A 25384-nucleotide genomic window follows, 5' to 3' on the forward strand; every position below is an offset into this window, starting at 1 on the left:
AATTAAAAATTGATAGTTGCTCCGAAGCTGTAACTAGGCTCTACAGGAAGTGTTCTTTGTCCAGTTTGAGGTAGATAAGCTTCAGGGTCTATATTATGGTTGTTTTTTGCCCAGTACCATAAATTTCTTGCTTGAAAATGTAATTTTACGCTTGAAATTGGTGTTTTTTGCAACCATTTTTTGTCTAAAGTATAGCTAAGAATAACTTGTCTTAGTTTTAGGTAATCTGCAGGAGCAAAGCCTAAATCTGAAGCTCTGCTTCTAAGAGTATAATTAAAAATATCAGTTCCTAAAGCTGGGACACTAGTATTTTCTTCGTCACCAGGGTTTTGCCAATAATTAAGTTCACTATTATTAAAGGTATTTGATAATTCTCCAGTGCTATTAAGATTAAAACCGCCCACTTCTTCAAGTTTTAGTATATGTCCTCCATTGTAAATAAATCTAAAGTAAAGATCAAACCCTTTGTAAGTAATATTGTTCCCAAACCCAATAGTTGTTTTTGGTATGGCAGTACCAACATGCTCTAAATCTTCGAATACTAAATCTCCTCTATTAGTGGTAGTTACTTGTTCTCCGTTTTCGTTAGTGCGAAAAGCTTGAGCTAAGCCCGCATCGTTTAGACCGGCAAAACGGAATCCAAAAATACTATAAGCAGGGTACCCTTCCAGATTAACTGCATTGTTTCCAAAAACATTATTAACATTTACATTAGAATGATCTACATCATTTTTATTATAAGATAAATTAATGTCTGTACTCCATTTAAAGTCTTTCAATTTTACGTTAACAGTATTTAGCCTAAGTTCTAAACCTTTATTAGTAATATCTGCTATGTTTTCGGAAACATTAAAAAAACCGGATGTTGGATCTGTAATGTTTGTAGATATAATATCAGAGGATACTTTGTTATAATAATCTATGCTTCCACTAATTCTATTATTAAAAACAACAAAATCAAGACCTAAGTTCTTTGTTTCTGTTACTTCAAAAGTTAATTTTTTATTTGCTGGATTAGTAATAGAGATAAACACATCATTTGTTAAAAAATGATTTCCTGTACGACCTGTATTAACAAGAGTACTCTCTCCAATTAGAGGGGCATTACCTAATATTCCCCATGTACCTCTTATGTCTAAATTATTTATCCATTTTACATTAAAAAAAGCCTCTCTATCAATATTCCATTTTAACCCTGCTGATCCTAAAAACTGTTTTGATAATGAAAATTGACTAGAGCGATCTATTCTTCCCGATGCGGTAAAGCCGTATTTGCTATTAAATAAATAACTCCCATTAAAATAATAAGAGGATAATCTTTCATCTTGTTTAAAAGCAGAATTGTATTGATTTAAATTAGGAGATATATTTAAAAAGACATTAGGATTTTGAACTATAGTTAGATCTGCAGGAATAGAAGATAAATTTCCTTCATTAAACCCAAATAAGCTATATGTATTTCTTTGACGTTCCATTTTTCTTCTCTCCGTTCCTAATATTGCGTCTACTTTATGCTTACCATTTGTAAACGACTTGTTGAAATTAAGTTGGGCTCTGAACGAATTTGTTGTAGATTGATTATCAACATTTCTTTTAATACTACCATCTGGCAGTGCTTGTGTATAATCAAGTATTTCTCCTGTAGTAATGTCGGTTTCTACAGCTGCAGTTTCTACCAGAAAATTTCTCGTAAAATAAGAACGATCTGTAAATAATCTTTCCTCTAGGTTGTTAGTTTTTTGATATAAATATGATAATTCAGCAGACAATCCATTAAAGATATCCCTTCTTATAGTTGCATTTATTCTGGTTGTATTTTCTTTATTCTTAAAATCGTAATCATTTAAATCATCAAGGGGTCTATAAGTAAGATCCTTTCCTCCTAGACCAATAATTTTATCAATTGTCGAATTAGGATAATTACCGCTTATTGCTAAAGGATTTCCATTTTCATCTCGTAATCTTTGATAAGGCAAAATATTAAAAACTTGAGGGACAATCCTGAAACGCCCACGCAATTCAGGTACTGCAGACTCTTTATACTTACCTATAACATAATTGGTTGCTATTTTTATGTTCGTTTTATCATTAACTTGATAATCCGTTTTTAAATTAATATTTATTGTTTTGTTCTTATCTCCAACAAAAGCAATTTCTTCTTTGATATGGTTAAACGCCCCATAATAATTTAATTTATCGGTAGCTCCACTAAAACTAAAATTAGTAATATTGGTAATAGGAGCATTTAAAAATGAATTTTCTATCTCCTTACTATTGTTATAAGAAGCTAAATCTGCCAATCTACTATCTAATTGAGTTTGGTTAATAGTACCCTCATTAAAAGAAAATAAAGCGTCATAAACTGGAGAGTAAGGAGTATTATTATTTTCAAAATCCGATCTTACTGGTAACCCACCAGGATCTCGATTGAAAATGTCTCTTTCTATGTTAATTGCATCTTGAGAACTTACCAAGTTTAAATAAGATAAGTCTGGTCTTTGTTGTACGGTGATCGTATTTCTTAAGGAAAATGAAGTTTTACCTTTTTTTCCTTTTTTACTCGTTATAACTAAAACCCCATTTGCTCCACCAGCTCCCCAAATAGAAGCGGCAGCAGCGTCCTTTAATAAGGTTACGCTTTCTATATCTTGGTTGCTAATTAATTCTAACCTCTCTGCATCTATAGGGAAACCGTCTAAAACAATAAGGGGCTGTGTATTACCAAAGGTACCAACGCCTCTAACAAAAAATCTAGGAATATTATTATCACCTTCAAGGCCATTACCAAAAGTGTTAATTGTTAGTCCCGCAGTTAATCCTTCTAAAGCATCAGTTAAACTAGAACCTATTTGTCTTTCAATCTCTTTAGTTTTTATATGATTATATGCTCCTGTAGTTTTTTCAATTGATTTTGACTGAAACCCATCATGCACTATAACGACTTCATCTAATTCATTTGCTTTTTCTATTAAAGTTATATTGTATGTTGTTTTATTTGAAACGACTTTTTCTTCATATGTTTCATAACCAATACCTGAAACGACTAAATTATTACCACTCTCTGCAATAATTTTAAACCCCCCATCAAAGTCTGTACTGGTGCCTCGGATTAAATAGTCTGAATTACGATTGTTAGGATCGATAACTACAACAACAACGCCTATCCCCGCAAGAGGCGCTCCGTTTTCATTTATCACTTTCCCAGAAACTGTAATCTGTTGTAAAGTTATTGGTGTTTTTTTAATTACAATAGTATTTGCATTTGTGAAGCTAAAATCAAAACGTCCGCTAGAAAGACTTTGTTTCAGCAATTCATTGGCTTTTATAACACCTTTTTTTAAAACTATTTTTGGGGAGTCTTTAAATAAATCTGCCTGATAAATAAAGGCATAGTCAGTTTGATCTGTAATAAGGGTAAAAACCTCATCAACACTTAGCGTTTTATCCGCATCAATTTTAATCTTTGCGTTCTGTGATAGAACATTATTAGGAGAAAAGCCAAAGACTGTTGCACAGAACAAGAATATAAAGGTTCTCATAATGATAATTAGTAATTTTTTTCTAATCCCAGTGGTTAATGAGAAGAAAAGAACATTGGTTAATTTAATTTCCATAAATTTACATGTGTTAATTAGTTAAATATTTAATTGATTAATCATATGAAGGGGGATGTAGTTTGTACTGTCCAAGGTCTATACTACTTTCCTCCTTTTTTATATACTGCACCTATTTTAAATTTAAAGGAACAGTAAAATTTTTTATATCATAATTGTTTTATTAGTTTAATACGATGGTTTTATTATTTATTCTATAGGTATTTATAAAATTAGTGTTCTTAATTAAAAGTAAAATTTCTTCTATATTCTGTTTTTTGTATAATGTGCCGGTAAATATTACGTTTTCTAGCTCTTTATTTGTAAATACCACATCCACATCATACCATCTAGAGAGTATTTTCATAATATCTTTTAAAGACTTTCTTTTAAAAACAAATTGACCTTGTACCCAGCCGATAACAGTCTTAACTTCAATGTCATTTATTTGTACTAAACCTGTACCAATGTTAATTATCGATTGTTGATTTGGATTTAACACATTGACGTTAAAGGTATTTTTGACGGACACTTTTCCCTCTACTAAGGTTGTATAAATAGCATCTTCATCATTATAAGCTTTAATATTAAATTCTGTACCTAAAACTTCTACTTCCTGAATTCCTGTTTGTACTTTAAATTTAGAACCTTTATGATTTGTGCTTGCTGAGACATCAAAATAGGCTTCTCCATAAACTAACTCTACTTGTCTGGTTTTACCTTCATTAAAAGTTACGGGGTATTTTAATTTAGATTCAGAATTTAGCCAGACTGCTGTTCCATCAGATAATTTAATATGGTATTGACCACCTCTAGGTACAGTCAAATAGTTATATGCTACTTCTGGTTTTGATGTTGTTGTAGAATTATAGGTGATTTCTTCTCCGTTACTAATTATATTATCAGCGACATAGGTTTTCCCTTTTTCTAAAGCTACCATAGAACCATCATCTAAGGTAAGTATTGCCTTGTCTGTTCCAATTTCAATATTATTATTTACAATCGTAGGCCCTTTAATTAGTGGATTGTCTTTAATTAAAAAGAAATAGCCAGCAGAAACAAATATTAAAATGGCGGCTGCGTATTTAAAGATGCTTCTTTTGTATAGAGGAGTTACTTTAGTAGGCTTACTAATATTCATTAACACATTCTTTAGGGCCTTGTCAACATCTATAGCATTATTATAAAGCATATTTATTGCGTAGAGGTCCCTTACATGTGCATTAAAAGTTTTCTTGTTATCTTTGTTTTTCAGCCATTTACGAAGTTCTTCTAACTCTACATGAGTTATTGTATTGGATAAAAATTTATAAATTAAATGTTTCAACTTTCTTTTTATTTTGGGTTTTATATGTAAGTGACGAGACATTAATAAAAAATCCCTAAAAGAATTTGGTTTTTTATATAATTTTTTTTGTTTATTAAGTTATTTCTACATTTGCTACTACTCTCAATAAGCGTAATGGACGATTTACTATTAATTGAATCTATTCAAAACAATGACAAACAAGCATTTAGTGTGTTGTTTGAAAAGTATTATAATGCTTTAGTTGCTTACATAACAACATTTTCTAGTGATAGGGAATTGTCTGAAGATATTATTCAACAAACATTTATCATTATTTGGACCAAACGCCATAAACTTAATATTAATAGATCTCCCAAGAGTTATTTGTATTCGGTTGCCTATAATACATATATAGACCATTGTAGAAAGATGAAAAGTAGGAATTCTTTTTTTGATGATTTGCGTGAAATAGCATTACGCGATTCTATTGTTGAGGATAGTGAATTACTAGAGAAACGTTTAAATAAGCTGAAAGATATAATTGAATCTCTACCTCGTGGTTGTAAAGAAATACTAAAACTCAATAAATTTAATGGGTTGGAATACAAAGATGTTGCAATAAAATTGGGGATATCTAGAAAAACCGTCGAAACTCAAATGACCATTGCTTTTAAAAAAATCCGTAAAGGGTTTGAGAATGATAATATGTTTTTATTTTTTATTAGAAGTTTAAACAACATTTCAAAACCTAAAAAATAATCTATTAAACTTGTAAAAGACAAGTTGCAACTTTTTAGAATAATTAATTTTTTTGAATTTTCTTTGAGTGGAACAGATACAACTTGGGGAACACCAGAAGATAAAGCTCAAATGGATGATACATTCGATCAAATTTATAATAAATTTATAATAAATAATAAGCCTGTAATTATGGGTGAATGGGGATCTTTAGATCATAATGGCACAAATACAGCAGATCGCATAAATCATGTTAGTTAGTGCTTAAGAGAATCTTATAGAACTATTTAATGCTCGGAGTATTTAAAAAATTACGATGCTCAAAAACCATAAACATGTAGAGAATGTTATCGTATTTATCGCTTAATTTTTCCCTAAGTACAGAAAAAGCTTTTGTTATTTGAGCTTCCACTGTTTTTATGGAAACATTCAAAAATTCAGATATTTCTACATTAGTAAGGCCTTCCTTTTTGCTTAGTTTGAATACCTGTTTACATTTTGGAGGTAATTTTTCTATTTCTTTGGTTATAAGTTCAACCATTTTTTCTATAGATTGATGACTCGTATTTTCCACGATCTCGTCCAAAGAATCATAATATTTCATTTGTAAGAGCATTATGGCTCTATCTTTTTTATAAGTATTTAAAAACTCATTATAAACGGACTTGAATAAAAAACTTTTTATGGAAAGTTTGTTATCAAGATTTTTACGCGAACGCCATGTTTTCAAATATACATTTTGGACAATATCTTGGGCAGATGCATGATCATCGATCAGTGTCATTGAATAAGCATATAATCTTTTGTGATATTTGTCAAATAAAAGCATGTAGGCGTTTTCCTCGCCTTTTTTTAATCTATCAATTAATTTCGCGTTTTCTTTTGAATGCATATAAACTTATGATATCAGTAATTTTTAGCCTTTATGTTTGCGAATATATAAAAAAAACAATTAAAAAGTTAGGGTATAGATAATTTGAGTTGTATTACTTATAGAACATCGAATCGAAATGAGTAAAAAAACTATTCAAAATATTATAATAAAATACCTTACCAATTCTGCTAATGCAAATGAATTGGATTTACTTCAGAATTGGATAGAAGCCCCATTAAATGAACAAATGTTCAAAGAATTTGTTAAAATACATTATGCAGTAGTATATATGAATAATCCAAATCAAGACAAGATCAAAAAACGATTGCAAAGAGAAATAAGAATGGATAAGACCTTTGTTCTTAGAAAAAGATTTAGAACGGTACTTAAATATGCCGCGATAGCAATATTACTTATCAGTACAGGTTATTTTTTAACTAACGTACAGTTCATTTCTTCTGGTGATCAACCCATTATTGTAAAAGAGAAAAGTATTACACTTGAGTCTGAGAGTGGAGAAATTATAGTGATTTCTAAAGAGAATGATGGCAAGATCCTAAAATCTAACGGACAAGTTGTTGGTATTCAAAAAGGAGATAAATTGTTATATAATTATGATGAAAACGGTATCGAAAAAATCGTTTATAACACGCTTAATATTCCTTATGGGAAGAGGTACAACCTTGTTTTGTCTGATGGAACTTTGGTGCATCTTAATTCAGGTAGTAAGCTTAAATACCCAGTAAAATTTATTAAAGGAGAGGAAAGGCTTGTTTTTTTGGAGGGCGAAGCTTTTTTTGATGTAGCTCATGATAAACAACACCCTTTTAAGGTTGAAGCCGAAGAACTCAGTATTCAAGTACTGGGTACAAAATTTAATCTTTCCAATTACACCGAAGATGGTTATACAGATGTAGTACTGACCAATGGATCTGTAAATCTTGAATACGGAGCAGGTACGAATGACGAAAAAAAAGTAATTCTTAAACCTGGTTTCAAGGGGTCGTTCAATAAAACGGATAAAACTATTTTCACCAAAAAGGTTAATACGGCTATTTATACGTCTTGGTTAAATGGTAATTTGGTATTTAGAAATGCGCCGTTTGATATTATTATCAAAAGACTGGAAAGAAAGTATAACGTGATCATCATTAATAATAACGAAAAACTTTTAGGTGAAACTTTTAATGCAACTATAGAAGTGGACAAAGAGAATATAGTACAGGTGTTCGAATATTTTAAAAGAATACATGATATACAGTACCAAGTATTTGATAATAAAATTATAATAAACTAACTGAATACTAACTAAAAACAAAAACAGCCTATGTAAATAAGTTAACACTACTAAAAAAGTAACTATCACTTGATTAACATCTATATGAAACAAAAAATCGGAAAAAGTTGGAGCTTTTCCCGATTAAGTCAAGTGGTCACCAGAAAATTAAGTAATCACTGTTAAACATTCAAAAATATGAAAAAAATACCGAAATCCGGGATGATTTTATCTTGGATTCCTAAGTTGGACCTAAAAATGAAATTATCGATTTTATTATTATTTAGCTCAGTTTTTGTACTACAGGCCAATAATACCTATGGACAAAAAAAGAAGGTTTCATTAGATATGAATAATGTCACCATTGCTGAGATAATAGATGAGATTGAAACAAATACCGAGTTTAAATTCTTTTTCAATACGAAAGTGGTTGATTTGAACCGGGTAGTGTCTATTCGCGTTAAAAAAGTTAGAGTACACGAGATATTAAATCAACTTTTTTTTGATGTAAATACATCTTATGAGATTGATGATCGTAAAATTTTACTCTTCAAAAATGAGGTTGACGACTCTACTAAAAAAATGAAGCCTGATGACGAAACGGAAGATTTTCAGCAAGAAATAAAAGGAATCGTTACTAACCCAAATGGTGATCCGTCGCCCGGAGCCAATATTATTGAAAAAGGCACGTCAAATGGCACCCAATCTGATTTTGATGGCAAGTTTTCTATTACTGTGAGTGATAAAGATGCTATTCTAGTTGTTTCTTATATAGGGTTTCTAACAAAAGAAATTGCTTTAAACGGACAAACAACTATAGCTGTAACATTACAAGAGGATGCTGCCCTTCTAGATGAAGTTGTGGTAGTTGGGTATGGTACTCAGAAAAAAGGTGACTTAACAGGAGCCGTTTCTTCATTAAAAGAAAAAGATTTTAACCCTGGTATCGTAGCCTCTCCCGAACAGCTTATACAAGGTAGGGTTGCTGGTGTGCAAATTACAAGTAGTAGCGGAGAACCAGGCGCTGGTATAAGTATTCGAATACGTGGTGCAGGCTCTATTAGAAGTGGAAATAACCCTTTGTTCGTGGTAGATGGAGTACCTCTTTCTGGTGACAATATAAACCCAGAAGGGACAGATGGCGGTACTGGAGGTGGATCGAGAGCGGCAAGAAACCCTCTTAATTTTTTGAATCCGAATGATATTAGTAGTATTGATATATTAAAAGATGCTTCTGCAACAGCAATATATGGTTCTAGAGGGTCTAATGGTGTAGTGATCATTACTACAAAAAAAGGATCAGGAAAAGCAACTCTCGATTATTCATATTCGATAGGTATAAGTAATATAACCGAAAAATATGATGTGCTCAATGCTCAAGAATTTACGGATTTATATACTCAAATAGGAGGAACAGCAGATCTTAATTTTGGTGGTAATACAGATTGGCAGGACGAAGTACTTAGGACTGCCATTACACAAACACATCAATTTTCTTATGGAGGAGGAACTGAGTCTGGAAATCATAGATTTTCCTTAAGCTATTCTGATCAAGAAGGTATTATTAAACAAAGTGGGCTTAAAAGGCTTACAGGTAGATTTAACGGATCTCAAAGTATTTTGGATGGACGTGTTAAAGTTTCAACGCAAATGGCGGTGTCTAATATTGACAATGATCATGGAGATCCAATGAGTGCTGCGATAGTAGCTAATCCAACATGGCCACTTCGTAATCCAGACGGCAGTACTTTCCAATCTACTAACCCTTTTGATGTCAGCCCAGTTGCTTTTCTGGAGTTAACTAGAGATTTTTCAAACACTCTAAAGTATATTGGTAATATTAGTGTCGATATAAAGATTACCGATTGGTTGTCATTTAAAACAATTTATGGGCTAGATAGATCGTTTTCGACTAGAAAAAATGCTACTTCAAATGAATTTTTTGTTTCAAATGATCAAAATGGAAGTGCCATTATATCTAATATTCAGGCAAAAAACACGCTTTGGGAGAACTATTTTAATATTGAAAAGGAATTAACTAAGAACATTAACCTTAGTGCCCAGATCGGATATTCATACCAAAAATTTGAACGAGAAGGTCATTCCTTGAGAGCACAGGATTTTAGGACAGCGGATTTGGATATTATGTTAAATAATATTACATCTGCAAGCTTATCAGCTGCTAATGACTCCTTTAGAACTATTGATGAACTGCAATCGTACTTCAGTAGGTTTAATTTAAATTTTAATGATAAATACTTGCTAACTGGTACAGTAAGGGTAGACGGCTCCACAAAGTTTGGAGAAGATAATGTTTATGGTATTTTTCCGTCGGTTGCTTTCAAATGGAAGATTTTTAAAGAATCTTTTATGCCAGCTGGTTTTTCAGATTTAAGTTTAAGGACAGGTTGGGGTATCACAGGAAATCAGGAAATACCTCATGATTTGTTCACAAGAAGGCAGAGATTCGGAAATCCGCGTTTTGATACACCTAACGGCACGGTAGTACCAGGTGATCTTCAGACGGTAGCATTTGAAAACAACCAACTGAAATGGGAAGAAACAGACCAATTCAATATTGGATTGGATTTTGGGTTCATGAAAAACAGGCTGAGAGGATCTATTAATTATTATTACAAGTCAACAACTGATCTGCTTTTACGATTGGGGGCCGCTGAACCTGCACCACAAGAATTTGTATGGCAAAACCTTGATGCTAAGGTAATAAACAAGGGATTTGAAGTGGAATTGGAAACAGATGTGGTTCAAAATTCAAATTTTGATTGGACCATTGCTGCAAACGCAACTTTTAATGACAATACACTAAAAGACTTTGCTTTCGGATTTATAAATACCGGAAATACTAGTGGAGGACCTGGACTGTCAGATACATTTGTACAAAGAATCCAATCTGGCTACCCGCTCAACTCTTTTTATATGCAAGAATTTTTGGGATTTGATAGTAATGGTATCGCAGAATATGGTGAAGAAGCATTTACTGGAGATTCAGCCTTACCAACTACTATAGTTGGTTTAACAAATACATTTAGATATAAAAATTTCGATTTAAATATATTTTTTAGTGGACAATTTGGACATTCTATTTATAATAGTAGTGCGAATTCTTTCTTTAGTATCCCAAACCTTAGTCAAGGAAGAAATATTACTCGTGACGTAGCGGCCAGTGGTGAATCAGTTGATAATCCAGTTGCCGTATCTACTAGGTATTTGGAAAAAGGAGATTATGTGAGACTACAGAACTTCTCTCTTGGCTATAGAGTAAACACAGGTGAGAATTCACTTTTATCATCTCTAAGATTCTCTCTTACAGGTCAAAATCTATTTACTATTACAGATTATAGTGGACAAGATCCAGAGGTGAATACAGATAGGGCTATTAACGGAGTTCCTTCTTTTGGAATAGATAACTCATCTTATCCAAGAGCCAGAACTTTTCTTTTAGGTGTAAACGCAAATTTTTAAAAAAAAAGATGAAAAATATATTAAAAAAACCATTTTTAGGATTGGTATTAGTAATCCTTTTTGTAGCCTGTACGAATCTTGAAGTTGAAAATGTAGATTCGATTATACCAGATGAAGAGGTGGCAGTGGATCCAGCCGAATTATTGAGTACAATATATTCGAATATGGAAGGAAATTACAATGGAGCACAGAATGGAGCCCATTCATTAGAGGTAGTCGTATCAGACCTTATGATCTCACCAACAAGAACTACTGGCGATTGGGCAGATGGTGGTATCTGGAGAGCACTTCATGGGCATACATGGAATCCTACGAATTCACAGATAAATAAAGCATGGCAAGAACTGAACCGTATGAGTTTTAGGGCTTCAGAAGTGATTTCCTTAGGCGGAACTCCTTTACAAACTGCTGAGGCCAAATTTATTAGAGCGTATGCTATGTGGCAATTAATTGATTTGTTTGGACTTGTACCTGTTAGACAGGTTGATGATCCTGCTACAGTTAATCCTGAAATTTTTCAAAGAAAAGAGGCGCTTAATATGATAATCGAAGATCTGGATGATGCTATTGCAGATCTACCAAGTGTTGGACCATCAAACCACGCAACAGCTACTAAAGAAGCTGCTTATGCCTTAAAGGCAAGGTTATTTCTAAACAAAGCAGTTTATGAAGCCGATGCTCCGGGGAGTTATAATTTTTCTGCTGCCGATATGAACGAGGTGATCACAAGTGCGGACAACATCATTGCAGCAGGTTACACATTGGATGATGATTATTATGTGAATTGGAGAGGTGGCGGTAATGAAAATATATTCGTTTCCACCAATGTTGGGATGTCTTTTTGGTTCCCTTATTTACACGGTGCACAGGGAGGTTGGAATGGTTTTTCCGTTACAGCTGAATTGTACGATCTATATGAACCAGGTGATGATAGGTTGGGAAAAGGCCCTGGTACAACTGGATATACATTTGATGCGGCTGACTTTGACCCAAGCGATAATGATGTACTTATCCCTCAGGGATTTCTGGTAGGACAGCAGTACAGAAAAAATGGAGAAGAACTTGAAGGTGTAAATTACGTAAAGGAATCACAATTGAGTGGTGCCGATCCCAATGAAGGATACAATTTAATGGTACATACACCAGATAGTCCATCCAATTATATTTATCTACGGTTTGGAGACGTTTTACTGATGAAAGCAGAAGCTATTTTACGGGGAGGATCAAGTGGTGATACAGCTTTAGATATTGTCAATGATCTTAGAACAAAAAGAAATACGTCTACATTGGCTACCGTAACATTGGATGATATTTTGGATGAACGGGCACGGGAGATACAGTGGAGTGATATCAGGAGAACCGATCAGATACGATTCGGAACATTCTTGAGTGGTACATGGACAGGGAAATCAACTGTATCGGAAGACTATCAATGGATATTTCCAATTCCAACAGTGCAAGTATCACTTAACCCTAATTTGGATCAGAACCCTGGATATGGTAATTAGTTTAGTTTAATTTTCGAGTTGGTTAGTTCAATAAAGTAACTTGTAGTTTCTACAAGTTGCTTTATTTAACCTCGTACGTTGGCTTTATTAAAACAAGACACAAATTTTGATTTGTATTAGGAAAATTCTACCACCTCAATCTACTGTATGAAATAAACAATGAAATAGATAATGTACCAGGTAATTACTTGAAATGTATTAAGTGTGATAAAATATGAATAAAGGTTTTGGATTATATGCTTTCTCACTTGTTTTAGTTGTATTAACAGCCTGTGAGACTACAAAAAAAAAGGATATCACCCTATTAGAATTGGTACCCAGTGAGGAAACAGGGCTTGTTTTTTCAAACAACATAAAAGAGGGATTTGGTCTTGACAATAATGTACTCACTTACACCAATTTCTATAATGGAGGAGGCGTATCGATAGGTGATATTAATAACGACGGATTGGTTGATATTTACCTCAGTGCCAATCAAAAAACAGGTAAACTCTTTCTTAACAAAGGAAATTTCAAATTTCAGGACATTACAAAAGGCTCAGGTTTAGATACTATTTCTGGTTGGAAAACAGGAGTCACCATGGTGGACATTAACCAAGACCAACTTTTAGATCTTTATATCTGCCGTTCTGGTCGCATGCATCCAAATCTTAGGACTAATCTTTTATTTGTCAATAATGGAGATATGACCTTTACCGAACAAGGCAGAAAATACGGACTTGACGATAGTAGCAACTCCATTCATGCCACTTTTTTTGATTATGATTTAGATGGTGATCTGGACATGTATTCATTGAACCATGCTATCGATCCTATTAAGAAGCTTTCTAAGCGATTGTCTGATTATGAGTATAATAAGGATGCTGGTGATAAATTCTATGAAAATCAAAATGGACATTTTATAGATATCAGTAAATCCTTAGGTATTCATCAATCTTCACTTGGAGCTGGCCTTGGAGTGGGAGTGAGCGATTTGTACAATGATGGTTATCCAGATGTTTATGTATGCAATGATTTTTTGGGTAGAGATTATCTATATGATAATTCTGGGAAAGATGTCTTTAAGGAGAATGCTTTGGAAGCATTAAATCATATTTCCTATTCTTCAATGGGTGTGGATGTAGCCGATATTAACAATGATGGTTGGCAAGACCTATTTGTAGTAGATATGAAGTCATCAACCAATTTTGGTCGAAAAACCAATATGACTTCCATGAATCCAAGAGCCTTTAACATCTTAGTTGAGGTAGGTGGTCACTACCAATACATGCGAAATACGTTGCAATTAAATAATGGAGATCGTACTTTTTCTGATATAGCGCCATTGGCAGGCCTAGCAAGTACAGACTGGAGCTGGTCACCTTTGTTCACAGACTTAGACAACGATGGGTATAAAGATTTGTTCGTTACCAATGGCATTCGAAAGAATACCAATAATAAAGATTATGAGAACTACAGGACTAAACGACTTAATGAGGAAAAGGTAAAAGCGGTTCCTGATATTAAAAGTACTGTAGCAGAAATATTGAACAACATACCACCAGAAAAACCTGTTAATCAAGTGTATAAAAACATTAATGGATTGACCTTTGAAAAAAAGAATGACCATTGGGGGGTTAATGTACCTTCATTTTCAAATGGATCTGCCTATGCAGATTTGGATAATGATGGAGATATGGATTTGATTATAAACAACGTGGATGATATTGTTCATGTATATAGAAATAGAGCCACAGAGATTAATGAAAATGGTTTCTTAAAAATAAAGCTTCAAGGTGACCATTTGAACGTTAATGGAATAGGCGCGAAAGTTATGATACAAACCGATGAAGGTAAGCAATACCTAGAGCAGCAAGTTAGTCGGGGATATCAATCTAGTGTTGACTTTATACTGCATTTCGGAATCGGAGAAAGCAAAAAAATTGAATTAATTAAGGTCGTTTGGACAGATGGGAAAGAGAGTAAACTGGTAAATGTAGAAAGGAATCAACAAGTAGTTATAGACTACAAAAATGCTGTAAAACCATCTGGTAATGACGAGAAAAACAGACCCAAAATTTTCAAAGACGTTGCCAAGGCTTCAGGTCTTCGCCATGAGCACATGGAAAACGGATACGATGATTTTAAACGAGAAGTACTTCTTCCACATAAGATGTCAACATTTGGTCCTGCTTTGACTGTAGGAGATATTAACGGCGATGGTTTTGACGACTTTTTTATTGGAGGTGCTAAGAATTTTGAAGGCGCTGTGTATTTTCAAAATTCAGATGCAACTTTCAAAAAAACCATTCAGAAAGCCATTAGTGCAGATCGATCACAGGAAGATTTGGACGCCATTTTTTTCGATTCTGATGGGGATGGTGATTTAGATTTGTACGTAGTGAGCGGTGGAAATGAAAAAACTGCTGGAGATTCATATTACCAAGACAGGCTTTACTTGAATGATGGGAAAGGATATTTTACTAAGTCAAACACTTCTTTACCTGTCATGCATACAAGCGGAGGAGTCGTAAAAGCAAATGATTTTGATGAAGATGGTGATCTGGATTTATTTGTAGGAGGCAGGTTGTTGCCAGGTCAATATCCTAAAACTGGACGAAGTTATTTACTAGAGAATGTAAACGGACAATTTAAAGATGTGACTTTAAGCCATACAGAAGATTTAACGTTTCCGGGAATGGTTACCGATGCCATTTGGTCAGACTATAATGGAGATGGAGCACAGGACTTGATCTTGGTTGGAGAATGGATGCCAATTACAATCTTTGAGAACGATGGTGGGAAACTCAAAAAAGTACCTCAGGATCCTACACTAAGCAAGAGTAATGGATGGTGGTTTAGTATAACCGAGGCAGATGTTAATATGGATGGTACGATGGATTATCTATTAGGAAATTTGGGAGAAAATTATAAATACACTGCCACACCAAAAGCACCTTTTAATTTATATGCCGGTGATTTTGATTCAAACGGATCTTCAGACATTGTATTGAGCTATTACGAAGATGATAAATTATATCCTCTAAGAGGAAAAGAATGTTCATCGCAACAAATTCCAGCTCTTAAAAAGAAGTTTAAAAATTATAACTCATTCGGAATGGCCACTTTGGTTGATGTTTATGACCCTGAGTTGTTGGGTAAAGCGACACATTTGGAAGCTATGACTTTTTCCAACTCTATATTGATTAATAATAATAATAATAATGGGTTTGAGCTGATAAAGCTACCAAAAGAGGCTCAAGTTTCAGCTGTTTTCGGTATTGTTTATGAAGATTTTGATGATGACGGTTTTAACGATATAGTTATTGGCGGCAATCTCTACAATTCAGAAGTGGAAACTCCGCGAAATGATGCTGGATATGGACTTTTCTTGAAAGGAAATGGCACAGAAAATTTTGTTCCAATAAAAAATTATGTTTCAGGACTCAGTATACCAGGAGATGTAAAGAAAATTAAAACAATCAGATTAGGAAGTATAGACAATGGCCAAAGAGGCTTAATTGTAGCTGTAAACAATGATTTCATCAAGCTAATTGCTGCAAATAATTAACAATTTGTTGCAACCTTAGTAATTGTGAATATAAAAAAGATAGCTTAAAAAAATGATTATAATAAAAGAATATAACCAATATGTTTTCAACCCCTTAAGGTTATTAAGATCTATAAGTATGCTTTTAATGGCAGTGCTTTTTTCTTATTCTTCAATCTTAACCGCTCAAGAAAAAAGTGAAATACAATCACTTTCTTCTGTTAATGGAACATTACAGGCGTTTGTAAGTAAAGATAGTACGCTTCAGTATAGCGAACGATTTACTATTGATCAAGGTGAAAATGAGGTGGTTTTGGATGGTGAGAAATGGAACTATACGGTGAAATATGAAAAAGTTGAAGGACACAAAAATGCTACAGATGTTGAGGTGATTATCCATCCCTCTAAAGAGAACCAGAAAGCAATAATGGGTGTTGAGTTCAATTTTGAAAACTGGTCTAAAGATAATTATGTTCTGGTTCCAGCATCTGTTTACAATGGTAATCGATTTAAAACGATTAACATGTCTTGGCCTGGAGTTATAGTGGATGAGGCCGATAAATATCATGATATCGATCCTATTATTCCCGATCATATACCTTATTTAAACCTAGAGGAAGGTACTTCTAAGTTAAGCATCAAATTAAATGACGCTAGCATACCAGCCATAGCCTTTTTTAGTCCAGAATTACAAAGAAGTTTTTTGTTACTTATAAAACCGACCAAGAATTTTGATATTGTTGTTAAAGAAAGTGAGGACAGGAAACGAGCTTCGTTTCTATTTTATTCCACGAACAAGCCAGATGTTTATAGTAAAGAAAAAACAGATTTCTTTTCCATAAATTTTCGAATGTTCGATTTTCCTTCTCAGAATCCAATAGACCTGCTTACACATTTCTTTCCGCTCAGAAAGTCATTTACAGAGCCTAATGAGTTTGTGCATAGTATTCCATTTGGTAAGAGTTTTGAAATTCAAGAAACGCTTCATGACACAAATCGTTGGGATGAGTCTATGAAAATCTACAGGCAGTCAGGTTTAAAGGAGCGAGATAAGTTTTATGGTGGTGTTCAGTTAGGTTGGATAGGGGGTATGATTGAAGAGCAACCCCTACTTACTGCTGGTAACGAACTGAGTAAAAAACGATCGGTACAAAATATCGAAACCATCCTAAATAATATGCAAGGTGAATCGGGTCTTATGTATGGTATGTTTAAAGATGACATAGTTTATAGCGATGATTTTCGTAATCCTTCAAAAAAGCCTTTGCTTGGAATGGCTAGGAAAAATGGTGATGCCCTTTACTTTTTACTTCAAAGTTTAATGATTTTAAAAGAATCAAAAGAATATGGATCTATGGTTGAAAAGTTTGAGTCTAAGGCTAGGAAATTGGCTGATGGCCTTTCGAACTTATGGTTGAAGTACAATCAGTTTGGTCAATTTTTCGACCCAAACACAGGAGAACTTGTTGTTTATGGTTCCACATCAGGTGCTTCCGCTATCGGAGCGCTTGCTTTGGCTTGCGAATATTTTGGGGAGAATAAATATCTAGAAATTGCCGAAGCTGCTGGCGATTTCTATTACCGTCGCGATTTGCAGAAAGGGTACACAACGGCTGGTCCAGGAGAAGCGCTTCAGTGTCCTGATTCAGAATCAGCCTTTGCTATTTTGGAGGGCTATATGGCTTTATACGATATAACTGGCAAAGAAAAATACCTTAAGATGGCCGAAGAAGCAACAGCTTACTTTGCTACTTGGGTAACCTCGTATGATTTTGAATTCCCAGAACAAAGTGTGCTTGGTAAAATTGACGCAAAAGCCACAGGATCGGTTTGGGCAAATATTCAAAATAGACATGGTGCTCCGGCTATTTGTAATTATTCAGGCGATAGTTTATTAAAACTGTATAGAGCAACTAACAATCCTCTGTATATTGACTTGTTAAAGGATATTGCTCATAATGCCTTGCAATATGTTTCGACTACTGATAGGCCTTTGGCGCCCAATATGTTACACGGCTATGTTTGCGAACGTGTGAATATAAGTAACTGGGAAGGAGAACAAAATGTAGGCGGAAATTTCTATGACTCATCGCCATGGGTAGAAGTTGCTATTATGCAAACTGTAACTCAAGTTCCTAGCATTTATTTTGATGTAGAAAATAACACATTAGCCATTTTTGATCACCTTAATGCAAGTATTGAAAATACCAGCACCAAAGAAACTATTACCATAAGGATTAAAAACCCTACCGAGTATGATACAGTCTGTACTGTGTTTATTGATTCTGCCAAGGACAAACCGATGGGGTGGAACAATTATGCTGAATTTAAGAAAATTCAATTGTCCGCCAACGAAGAAAAAGTAGTTACCCTAAAAATAAAATAATAGACATTCATGAAAATTTATAAATTATTCAACTATGCCATTGCGATTGCGCTCAGTCAAATCTTTTTTGCATGCAATGGTTCCGATATAAGTTACGAAAAAACAGATCATTCTGTCGTAATTCTGGGAGATAGTATTTCTACTGAAATTACCGTGATAAACGATAATATTTTACATATAAGGAAATATGGGAGCAATTCAAAAAGCAGCGACTTGCCCGATTATGTCACCATTTTAGAACCGCAATCTGTTAGTTGGAAAGTATCTGAACAGAAAGACCGAATTACAATTAAAACCTCAAAAGTAGAGGCGACCATAAACATAGATGGGGTGATTAGCTACCAATCAAGTGACGGAGAATCGTTATTACATGAAAAACCTGAAGAAACCTATATTAATAAGGAGGGCGTTGGAACGCATACTGTTTCACAAGCTTTTCATGCAAGAAATGAAGGTTTATACGGACTAGGGCAATACCAGAATGGCATAATGAACTGGAAAAATGAGCCAGTAAGGTTAATGCAGTATAATCAAGAAATTGCGATTCCCTTTTTGGTCTCGACAAAGAAATATGGTATATACTGGCATAATTACAGTGTCACAGATTTTAACTATCCAAAGAACGAAATTTCCTTTGTGGAAACAGCAGATGAAGACAACAATGTAAGTAAAACGACATTCACTCCAGAAAAAACGGGCGAATATTCATTTATAATAGATAGTGAATGGCCTGATAATGCAAATAGGCGTGGAGAGAGGGTTCTCATGACCATTGATTCTGATACCGTAGTTCAGTATTCTACCGTTTGGATGCCCTCAACCTTTTCGGGAAAAATGAACCTCAAAGCAGGGAAAAAGTACGAAGTTGTATTTCATAACATAGGATCGGAAGTACCAGGCAAAATACTATACAATGAACCCGATTTCAATAAAACAGTATTCAGTAGCCGATATGGAAATGCTATTGATTACTACTTCATCCACGCTGAAAACCCCACTGATATTTTATCTCAATACAGCAATTTGACAGGAAAAGCCCCTATGTTTCCAAAATCAGCTTTTGGTTTTTGGCAATGTCGAGAAAGATACCATAACCAGGAAGAACTTTTAACAAATGCTAGGGAGTACAGAAAAAGAAACATTCCGATTGATAATATTGTACAAGATTGGTTTTATTGGCCAGAGGGTGCCAAAGGACCGGAATGGGACAGACAAAAATATCCGAATCCGAAAAAGATGATTGAAGAACTGGATGCCCTCAACCTTAATTTAATGGTTTCCGTATGGCCAGAAGTGAAAAACCAGCCATTATTGAATAAATATAATCTAGAAAAATCAATTATGGGGAATACGTCATTTATTGATATATATGATAAGAATGTACAAGAAAGATACTATAGAATGCTGAGTGACTCCATGTTTCATATTGGTGTTCAATCCATATGGTTAGATGGGACAGAACCAGAGGCAAAACCTAAAGATGACTATCAAACGGCAGTCGGCAAATTTGGGGAAGTAACAAACCCTTATTCGCTCATGGTAACTAAAACAATGTATGAAGGCAGACGAAACGAATATCCTAATGAAAGGGTCTTTAACCTTACGCGTTCGGCTTACGCTGGCCAACAAAGATATGGTGCAGCCTCTTGGTCTGGTGATGTAGCTGCAACATGGGAGCAATTTGCAGAGCAAATACCAGCAGGTCTAAATTTTATGATGGCAGGTGTTCCTTATTGGACAACAGATATTGGTGGCTTTTTTAGGGATGCACAGTCCTTAAACCCTATATACAAGGATCAGTACACCAATCAAGAATTTATAGAGCTGCTTACGCGTTGGTTTCAGTTTGGTACTTTTAATCCAATCTTCAGGATTCATGGCTATGTTTCGGAAACTGAAATTTGGCGATATGGTCAGGAATTTGAAGATACTGCCCGGAAATATATTGATATGCGATATCAGTTTTTACCTTACATTTATTCGGAAGCATGGAAAGTCACCCAGAAAGGAAATCTTTTAATGAGCCCATTGGTGTATACATATCCTGATGATGAAAATACCTGGAAGATAAAAGATCAATTCTTTTTAGGAGAGAGCATGATGGTTTGCCCCGTTACAAAGTATAAAGCAAGGGAGAGAGATGTTTATTTACCAAAAGGAAATTGGTATCACTTTGAGACAAATGAAAAAATTAGTGGAGGAAAAACAATTGTAGCGAATGCTCCATTAAACAGTGTTCCGGTCTATATAAAAGAAGGTACTATTTTGCCAATAGGCCCTAAAGTCCAGTATGCGACCCAAGAAACGGATAAACCGATTACTTTAAAAATCTATCCTGGAGTAGATGCAAGTTATACCTTGTATTTAGACGATAACGGGTCTTATGATTATGAGAAAGGCACGTATTCTGAGATTAATATATCTTATTCCGAATCGGGAAAAGTTTTAACATTAGCTCAGGGTAAAGACGGGTTCGTTGGTTTTAATAACAATCCAATGATGTTTACAATTTCTGTAGTGGGTACAGACACTCAAATACCGGTAACATTCAATGGAGAAGATATAAGTAAGGCATTATGATAAACCAATGTCTTATCACAAATTCATAATTAGTTGAATAATAGCTATTGAATCAAACTCTAATATCTATGGTTAATGAAAAAATATAAAATTCTTTTTTCGACAATTGTCATCATACTAATATCTGGTGAATGTTTCTCTCAAACCAGATATGAACCCAATTGGGAATCATTAGATAGTCGTCCAGTGCCTTCTTGGTATACTAATGCTAAGTTTGGGATCTTCATCCATTGGGGACCGTATTCTGTCCCTGCATTTTCCAAAGTTGGTGCCTATTCAGAATGGTACTGGATGAGTTTGGTTAGTCCAGAAAGAGATAAAGAGGGACATATGTTGACAAAAGAGTTTCATAATCGTATATACGGAGAAAATTTTACTTACCCTGACTTTGTACCTATGTTTACTGCTGAAATGTATGATCCTGATCAGTGGGCGGACATTTTTAAAAAATCTGGCGCAAAATATGTCGTACTCACATCCAAGCATCATGATGGGTATACCTTATGGCCAAGTGCAGAGTCCGATAAATCGTGGGGGCGGCCATGGAGTTCGACGAATTCTGGGCCTGGAAGAGACCTGTTAGGAGAGTTGACAGAATCGGTAAGGAAAACCGATTTAAAAATGGGCATTTATTACTCCCTGTACGAGTGGTTTAACCCACTCTACACATCGGATGTTGATTTGTTTGTGGAAAAGCATATGTTTCCACAGTTTAAGGATGTAGTAGAAAAATATAAACCATCTTTAATCTTTTCAGACGGAGAGTGGGAGCATCCACACACCACATGGAAATCAAGGGAGTTGTTGTCATGGCTTTATAATGAATCAGCTAGCAAGGAAGATGTGGTGATTAACGATCGCTGGGGTATTGGAACACGGCACCATCATGGTGGATACTATACAACCGAGTACGGTTCTGGCATGCCTAACGCTGATGTACCATGGGAAGAAAATCGTGGTATGGCGTATTCATTTGGATACAGCAGAACTGAAAACTTTGAAGATTATAATTCCACACAGGAATTGTTATATATGCTTGTTGATATTGTAAGCCGAGGAGGTAATTTTCTTTTGGATATAGGCCCAACTGCAGATGGAAGGATTCCTGTAATAATGCAAGAACGTCTGCTTGAGATGGGGGATTGGTTAGAAGTAAATGGAGAGGCTATTTATGGAACCAAACTTTGGCAGAAAACATGTCAATGGAGCAAAGGAAAAGTTCAAGATGCTGAAAGAGGAGAGTATAACGTCACGTACGATATAATGAAACTCACAGTTTCTCCAGATAAAGGGTTTGCTGCCAAAGAAATCTTTTTTACTAAAAAAGGAAATACACTTTATGGTATTTGCCCAGTATATCCTAAAAATCAACTTATTATAAAAGGAGTAAAATTAGGAACTGGTTCTACTGTAGAAATGCTTGGTACCTATAAAACGCTAAAGTGGAAGCAACAAGGTGAAAATGTAGTCATAGAGGTACCAGCTTTGAACCCTTCAGAAGTACCATGCGAGTATGCATGGACTTTTAAACTATCCAATGTAAAGGATTAAGAATGTCAGGCTTTCATTGATGGCATGAGGGTGTTGATTTGTTTGGAACATCGAAAAGCAAAAAAGACAGCTAAAAAGTTCAAGATTCATTAGAACGGAGATTAGCAAAAATAGAAACATGCGTACCGGTAATAGATGTAAGTTGATTGCTTTCATAAATGAATAAAAAAGATGAAAATAAATAGAATAGCTTTAGTGTTAGGGATAATAGCCGTTTTAATGGGCTGTAAGAACGTATCCAAAAATGATGAACTGGAATCAAAAGAAGAGACTACACTTTTGAAATTTGAAGAAAATTGGGAATCGCTTTCAAAAATAGAAAGAGAACCAGAGTGGTTTAAAGATTCCAAACTCGGAATATATTTTCATTGGGGAGTTTATAGCGTACCTGCATTTGATGGCGAATGGTATCCAAGATGGATGTATTTTCCTAATAGGGGAAATGAATGGGGTTGGGAAGTTTATCCCCATCATGAAAAAACATACGGTTCTGTTAAGGAATTTAATTATCACGACTTTATTCCCATGTTCAAGGCAGAAGAGTTTGATGCAAATGAATGGGCAACTCTATTTGACGATGCTGGAGCCAAGTTTGCTGGCCCTGTTGCACAGCATCATGATGGTTTTGCCATGTGGGGTAGTAAGGTTAACCCATGGAATGTAAAAGAGATGGGGCCAAAGAGAGATATTACAGGAGAATTATTTAAAGCGCTCGGTAAAAAGAATATGAAAACTATTGCCACATTTCACCACGCGAGAGTGGGGCAAAGGTATGCTAAAGATTCAACCAATTGGCTGGGAAAAGGACCAAATATTAGTAAAAATAGTCATTACCCTTATCATCCAGACTATATTACTTCTACCACCGATCCGAAGTTGAGGAAGTTGTATGGAAACCTTGAAGCCGAAGAATTCAATCAATATTGGCTCGACCAAATCAAAGAGGTGGTTGATGGCTATGCTCCTGATATTATTTGGTTTGATTCATGGTTAGATATAATACCAGAAAATTACAAGCAACAAATGGTTGCTCATCATTTTAATACAGCTACCAATAGAAATCAAGAACCTCTGGCAATTCATAAACAAAAGGATTTACCAGAAAGTGTGAGTTTGTTGGATATGGAACAAGGAGGCAAAACTGAAATATCTGAAGACTACTGGATGACGGATATTACCATTAGCGATGGTTCGTGGTGTTACACAAAGGATCAAGTATATAAAGAGCCTTCTTTGATTATTAGGAACATGATTGATGTATGGAGTAAAAAAGGGATTGTCTTGTTAAATGTTTCACCAACGGCAACTGGAGTCATTAATAAGGAACAACGTGACATTCTTAAGACCATTGGAGAATGGATTGACCTACATGAAGAAGCCGTTTATAAAACACGTGTACATTCAATATATGGCTATGGGATTGCCAATTTTGAGGAAGGACATTTTGGCGGACAATCGGCAACAACAAAGTATAATGAAAATGATTTTCGTTTTACTACCTCTAAAGATGGTAATACTATTTACATCTATGCCTTGGGACTACCTAAAGCTAATTCTGATATACAGATAAAACATGTCTTCGATTCAAATAAGGAGGCATCAGTTAAAAATATTTCCGTTCTTGGTAGTAATACACAGTTAAAATGGTCAAGACATGATGAAACGATTACAATTACTACCCCCGAGAGCTCGGACATGAATGAGTTAGCTACTGTTTTTAAGTTAGAATTTAAATAGGCTTATTAATCTTATTACATTTTATTATTTCCCACAGAATAAGAGACTCGAATTTTATAAATTTATTTCTGTCTTTTAGAATTATCAATAGTTTGGATGATAGTAATTAATGAATTTCCAAAATGGATGACACAAATTGTTTTTCCATAAGAGAAAGGAAATCGGTTAGTTAATAAATTTAACCTGAGTTCGATTTAAAAGCAGTCTAATTTTAACGATAAATACACTAAAAATGTTACTTGTCACCTTGAGCGCAGTCGAAAGGTCATTAAAACCTATAATTTTAAATAGGTTTCGACTGCGCTCAACCCGACACTTAAGTTAAATCGCTGACATTCAGTATGATAATATTATGGTTACGTCGAATACGTTAAATTTAAACTCGTCCATCGTTTTAAAACCGGGAAAACATTTTACCCATGGAGTAATGATGAAAATCGAGTCCTAATAGATTCTTTTTTGTTCAATACGACTGGAGAATATTGTCTTGCAAGAAAAGTAAAGAAAGATTTAAGTCTATATTAAAAAAACTACTTATTAAAGACTACGAAAAGATTCAGGTTAATTAAAAATTAAACAAAAACTTTTTATTTTTTTACCACTCCCTTTTATTCCTTCACGTTATAGTTATATATGACTGTACAAAATTGTTTACGGTTGTATATGGTTTAAAAATAATGTTATCAATACACTCTAACTCTGGTTGATAACTTTAAAGTCTTGTCTTTTAAGAAGGACAACATTACAGAATTTCGTGTTTTGATCCGAAAGGTTAAAACATGTGCTCAAATTTATTGGGTATGAAGCCAGCTAAACCCTACCAGGTACTTTAGCTTCAGTT

The 25384-nt window shown here is 34.4% G+C and carries 13 protein-coding genes; 10 read left to right on the forward strand and 3 right to left on the reverse strand.

The window, feature by feature from the left end; genetic code table 11:
* Nucleotides 1-2: 2 nt before the first annotated feature.
* Nucleotides 3-3614: a SusC/RagA family TonB-linked outer membrane protein gene (locus C1H87_RS22045; RefSeq protein ID WP_102757894.1), complete on the reverse strand. Its 3612-nt coding sequence runs from the start codon at nucleotides 3612-3614 to the stop codon at nucleotides 3-5.
* 163 nt (nucleotides 3615-3777) lie between these two features.
* The gene (locus tag C1H87_RS22050; RefSeq protein WP_158655323.1) at nucleotides 3778-4920 is read right to left on the reverse strand and encodes a FecR family protein; all 1143 of its coding nucleotides are present in this window, start codon (nucleotides 4918-4920) and stop codon (nucleotides 3778-3780) included.
* A gap of 135 nt (nucleotides 4921-5055) precedes the next feature.
* Here C1H87_RS22050 and C1H87_RS22055 point away from each other — a divergent pair, with 135 nt between their 5' ends.
* Nucleotides 5056-5640: an RNA polymerase sigma factor gene (locus C1H87_RS22055; RefSeq protein ID WP_102757896.1), complete on the forward strand. Its 585-nt coding sequence runs from the start codon at nucleotides 5056-5058 to the stop codon at nucleotides 5638-5640.
* 63 nt (nucleotides 5641-5703) lie between these two features.
* A complete protein-coding gene (locus C1H87_RS23390) occupies nucleotides 5704-5880 on the forward strand; it encodes a cellulase family glycosylhydrolase (protein WP_158655324.1) in 177 nt (58 codons plus the stop codon).
* A 22-nt stretch (nucleotides 5881-5902) separates the two neighbouring features.
* On the opposite strand, the gene C1H87_RS22060 is transcribed toward C1H87_RS23390, so the two are convergent.
* Entirely contained in the window at nucleotides 5903-6511 is a 609-nt protein-coding gene (locus C1H87_RS22060; protein ID WP_102757897.1) for an RNA polymerase sigma factor, read from the reverse strand.
* A 118-nt stretch (nucleotides 6512-6629) separates the two neighbouring features.
* On the opposite strand from C1H87_RS22060, the gene C1H87_RS22065 reads away from it, so the two are divergent.
* From C1H87_RS22065 to C1H87_RS22100, 8 genes are all read left to right on the forward strand, one after another.
* On the forward strand, nucleotides 6630-7790 hold the full coding sequence (locus C1H87_RS22065; protein ID WP_102757898.1) for a FecR family protein: 1161 nt from the start codon (nucleotides 6630-6632) through the stop codon (nucleotides 7788-7790).
* Between the two features lie 177 nt (nucleotides 7791-7967).
* On the forward strand, nucleotides 7968-11252 hold the full coding sequence (locus C1H87_RS22070; RefSeq protein ID WP_102757899.1) for a TonB-dependent receptor: 3285 nt from the start codon (nucleotides 7968-7970) through the stop codon (nucleotides 11250-11252).
* A gap of 8 nt (nucleotides 11253-11260) precedes the next feature.
* Complete coding sequence (locus C1H87_RS22075; protein WP_102757900.1) at nucleotides 11261-12760, forward strand: RagB/SusD family nutrient uptake outer membrane protein; 1500 nt, start codon at nucleotides 11261-11263, stop codon at nucleotides 12758-12760.
* Between the two features lie 214 nt (nucleotides 12761-12974).
* Complete coding sequence (locus C1H87_RS22080; protein ID WP_102757901.1) at nucleotides 12975-16310, forward strand: FG-GAP-like repeat-containing protein; 3336 nt, start codon at nucleotides 12975-12977, stop codon at nucleotides 16308-16310.
* A gap of 52 nt (nucleotides 16311-16362) precedes the next feature.
* Nucleotides 16363-18675 carry a glycoside hydrolase family protein gene (locus C1H87_RS22085; protein WP_102757902.1) on the forward strand — a complete coding sequence of 771 codons (2313 nt, stop codon included), beginning with the start codon at nucleotides 16363-16365 and terminating at the stop codon, nucleotides 18673-18675.
* Between the two features lie 9 nt (nucleotides 18676-18684).
* A complete protein-coding gene (locus tag C1H87_RS22090; RefSeq protein WP_102757903.1) occupies nucleotides 18685-21255 on the forward strand; it encodes a glycoside hydrolase family 31 protein in 2571 nt (856 codons plus the stop codon).
* Nucleotides 21256-21330: 75 nt separating this feature from the next.
* Nucleotides 21331-22806, forward strand: a complete 1476-nt coding sequence (locus C1H87_RS22095) for an alpha-L-fucosidase (RefSeq protein WP_102757904.1) — start codon at nucleotides 21331-21333, stop codon at nucleotides 22804-22806.
* A gap of 171 nt (nucleotides 22807-22977) precedes the next feature.
* A complete protein-coding gene (locus C1H87_RS22100; RefSeq protein WP_102757905.1) occupies nucleotides 22978-24543 on the forward strand; it encodes an alpha-L-fucosidase in 1566 nt (521 codons plus the stop codon).
* Nucleotides 24544-25384 lie beyond the last annotated feature (841 nt).

Source organism: Flavivirga eckloniae, assembly GCF_002886045.1.
Lineage (GTDB): Bacteria > Bacteroidota > Bacteroidia > Flavobacteriales > Flavobacteriaceae > Flavivirga > Flavivirga eckloniae.

Bases quoted from the DNA above. Each gene is read 5' to 3' on its own strand.
- C1H87_RS22045 (WP_102757894.1), bottom strand. From the start codon at position 3,614: ATGGAAATTAAATTAACCAATGTTCTTTTCTTCTCATTAACCACTGGG.
- C1H87_RS22055 (WP_102757896.1), top strand. From the start codon at position 5,056: ATGGACGATTTACTATTAATTGAATCTATTCAAAACAATGACAAACAA.
- C1H87_RS22060 (WP_102757897.1), bottom strand. From the start codon at position 6,511: ATGCATTCAAAAGAAAACGCGAAATTAATTGATAGATTAAAAAAAGGC.
- C1H87_RS22065 (WP_102757898.1), top strand. From the start codon at position 6,630: ATGAGTAAAAAAACTATTCAAAATATTATAATAAAATACCTTACCAAT.
- C1H87_RS22070 (WP_102757899.1), top strand. From the start codon at position 7,968: ATGAAAAAAATACCGAAATCCGGGATGATTTTATCTTGGATTCCTAAG.
- C1H87_RS22075 (WP_102757900.1), top strand. From the start codon at position 11,261: ATGAAAAATATATTAAAAAAACCATTTTTAGGATTGGTATTAGTAATC.
- C1H87_RS22080 (WP_102757901.1), top strand. From the start codon at position 12,975: ATGAATAAAGGTTTTGGATTATATGCTTTCTCACTTGTTTTAGTTGTA.
- C1H87_RS22085 (WP_102757902.1), top strand. From the start codon at position 16,363: ATGATTATAATAAAAGAATATAACCAATATGTTTTCAACCCCTTAAGG.
- C1H87_RS22090 (WP_102757903.1), top strand. From the start codon at position 18,685: ATGAAAATTTATAAATTATTCAACTATGCCATTGCGATTGCGCTCAGT.
- C1H87_RS22095 (WP_102757904.1), top strand. From the start codon at position 21,331: ATGAAAAAATATAAAATTCTTTTTTCGACAATTGTCATCATACTAATA.
- C1H87_RS22100 (WP_102757905.1), top strand. From the start codon at position 22,978: ATGAAAATAAATAGAATAGCTTTAGTGTTAGGGATAATAGCCGTTTTA.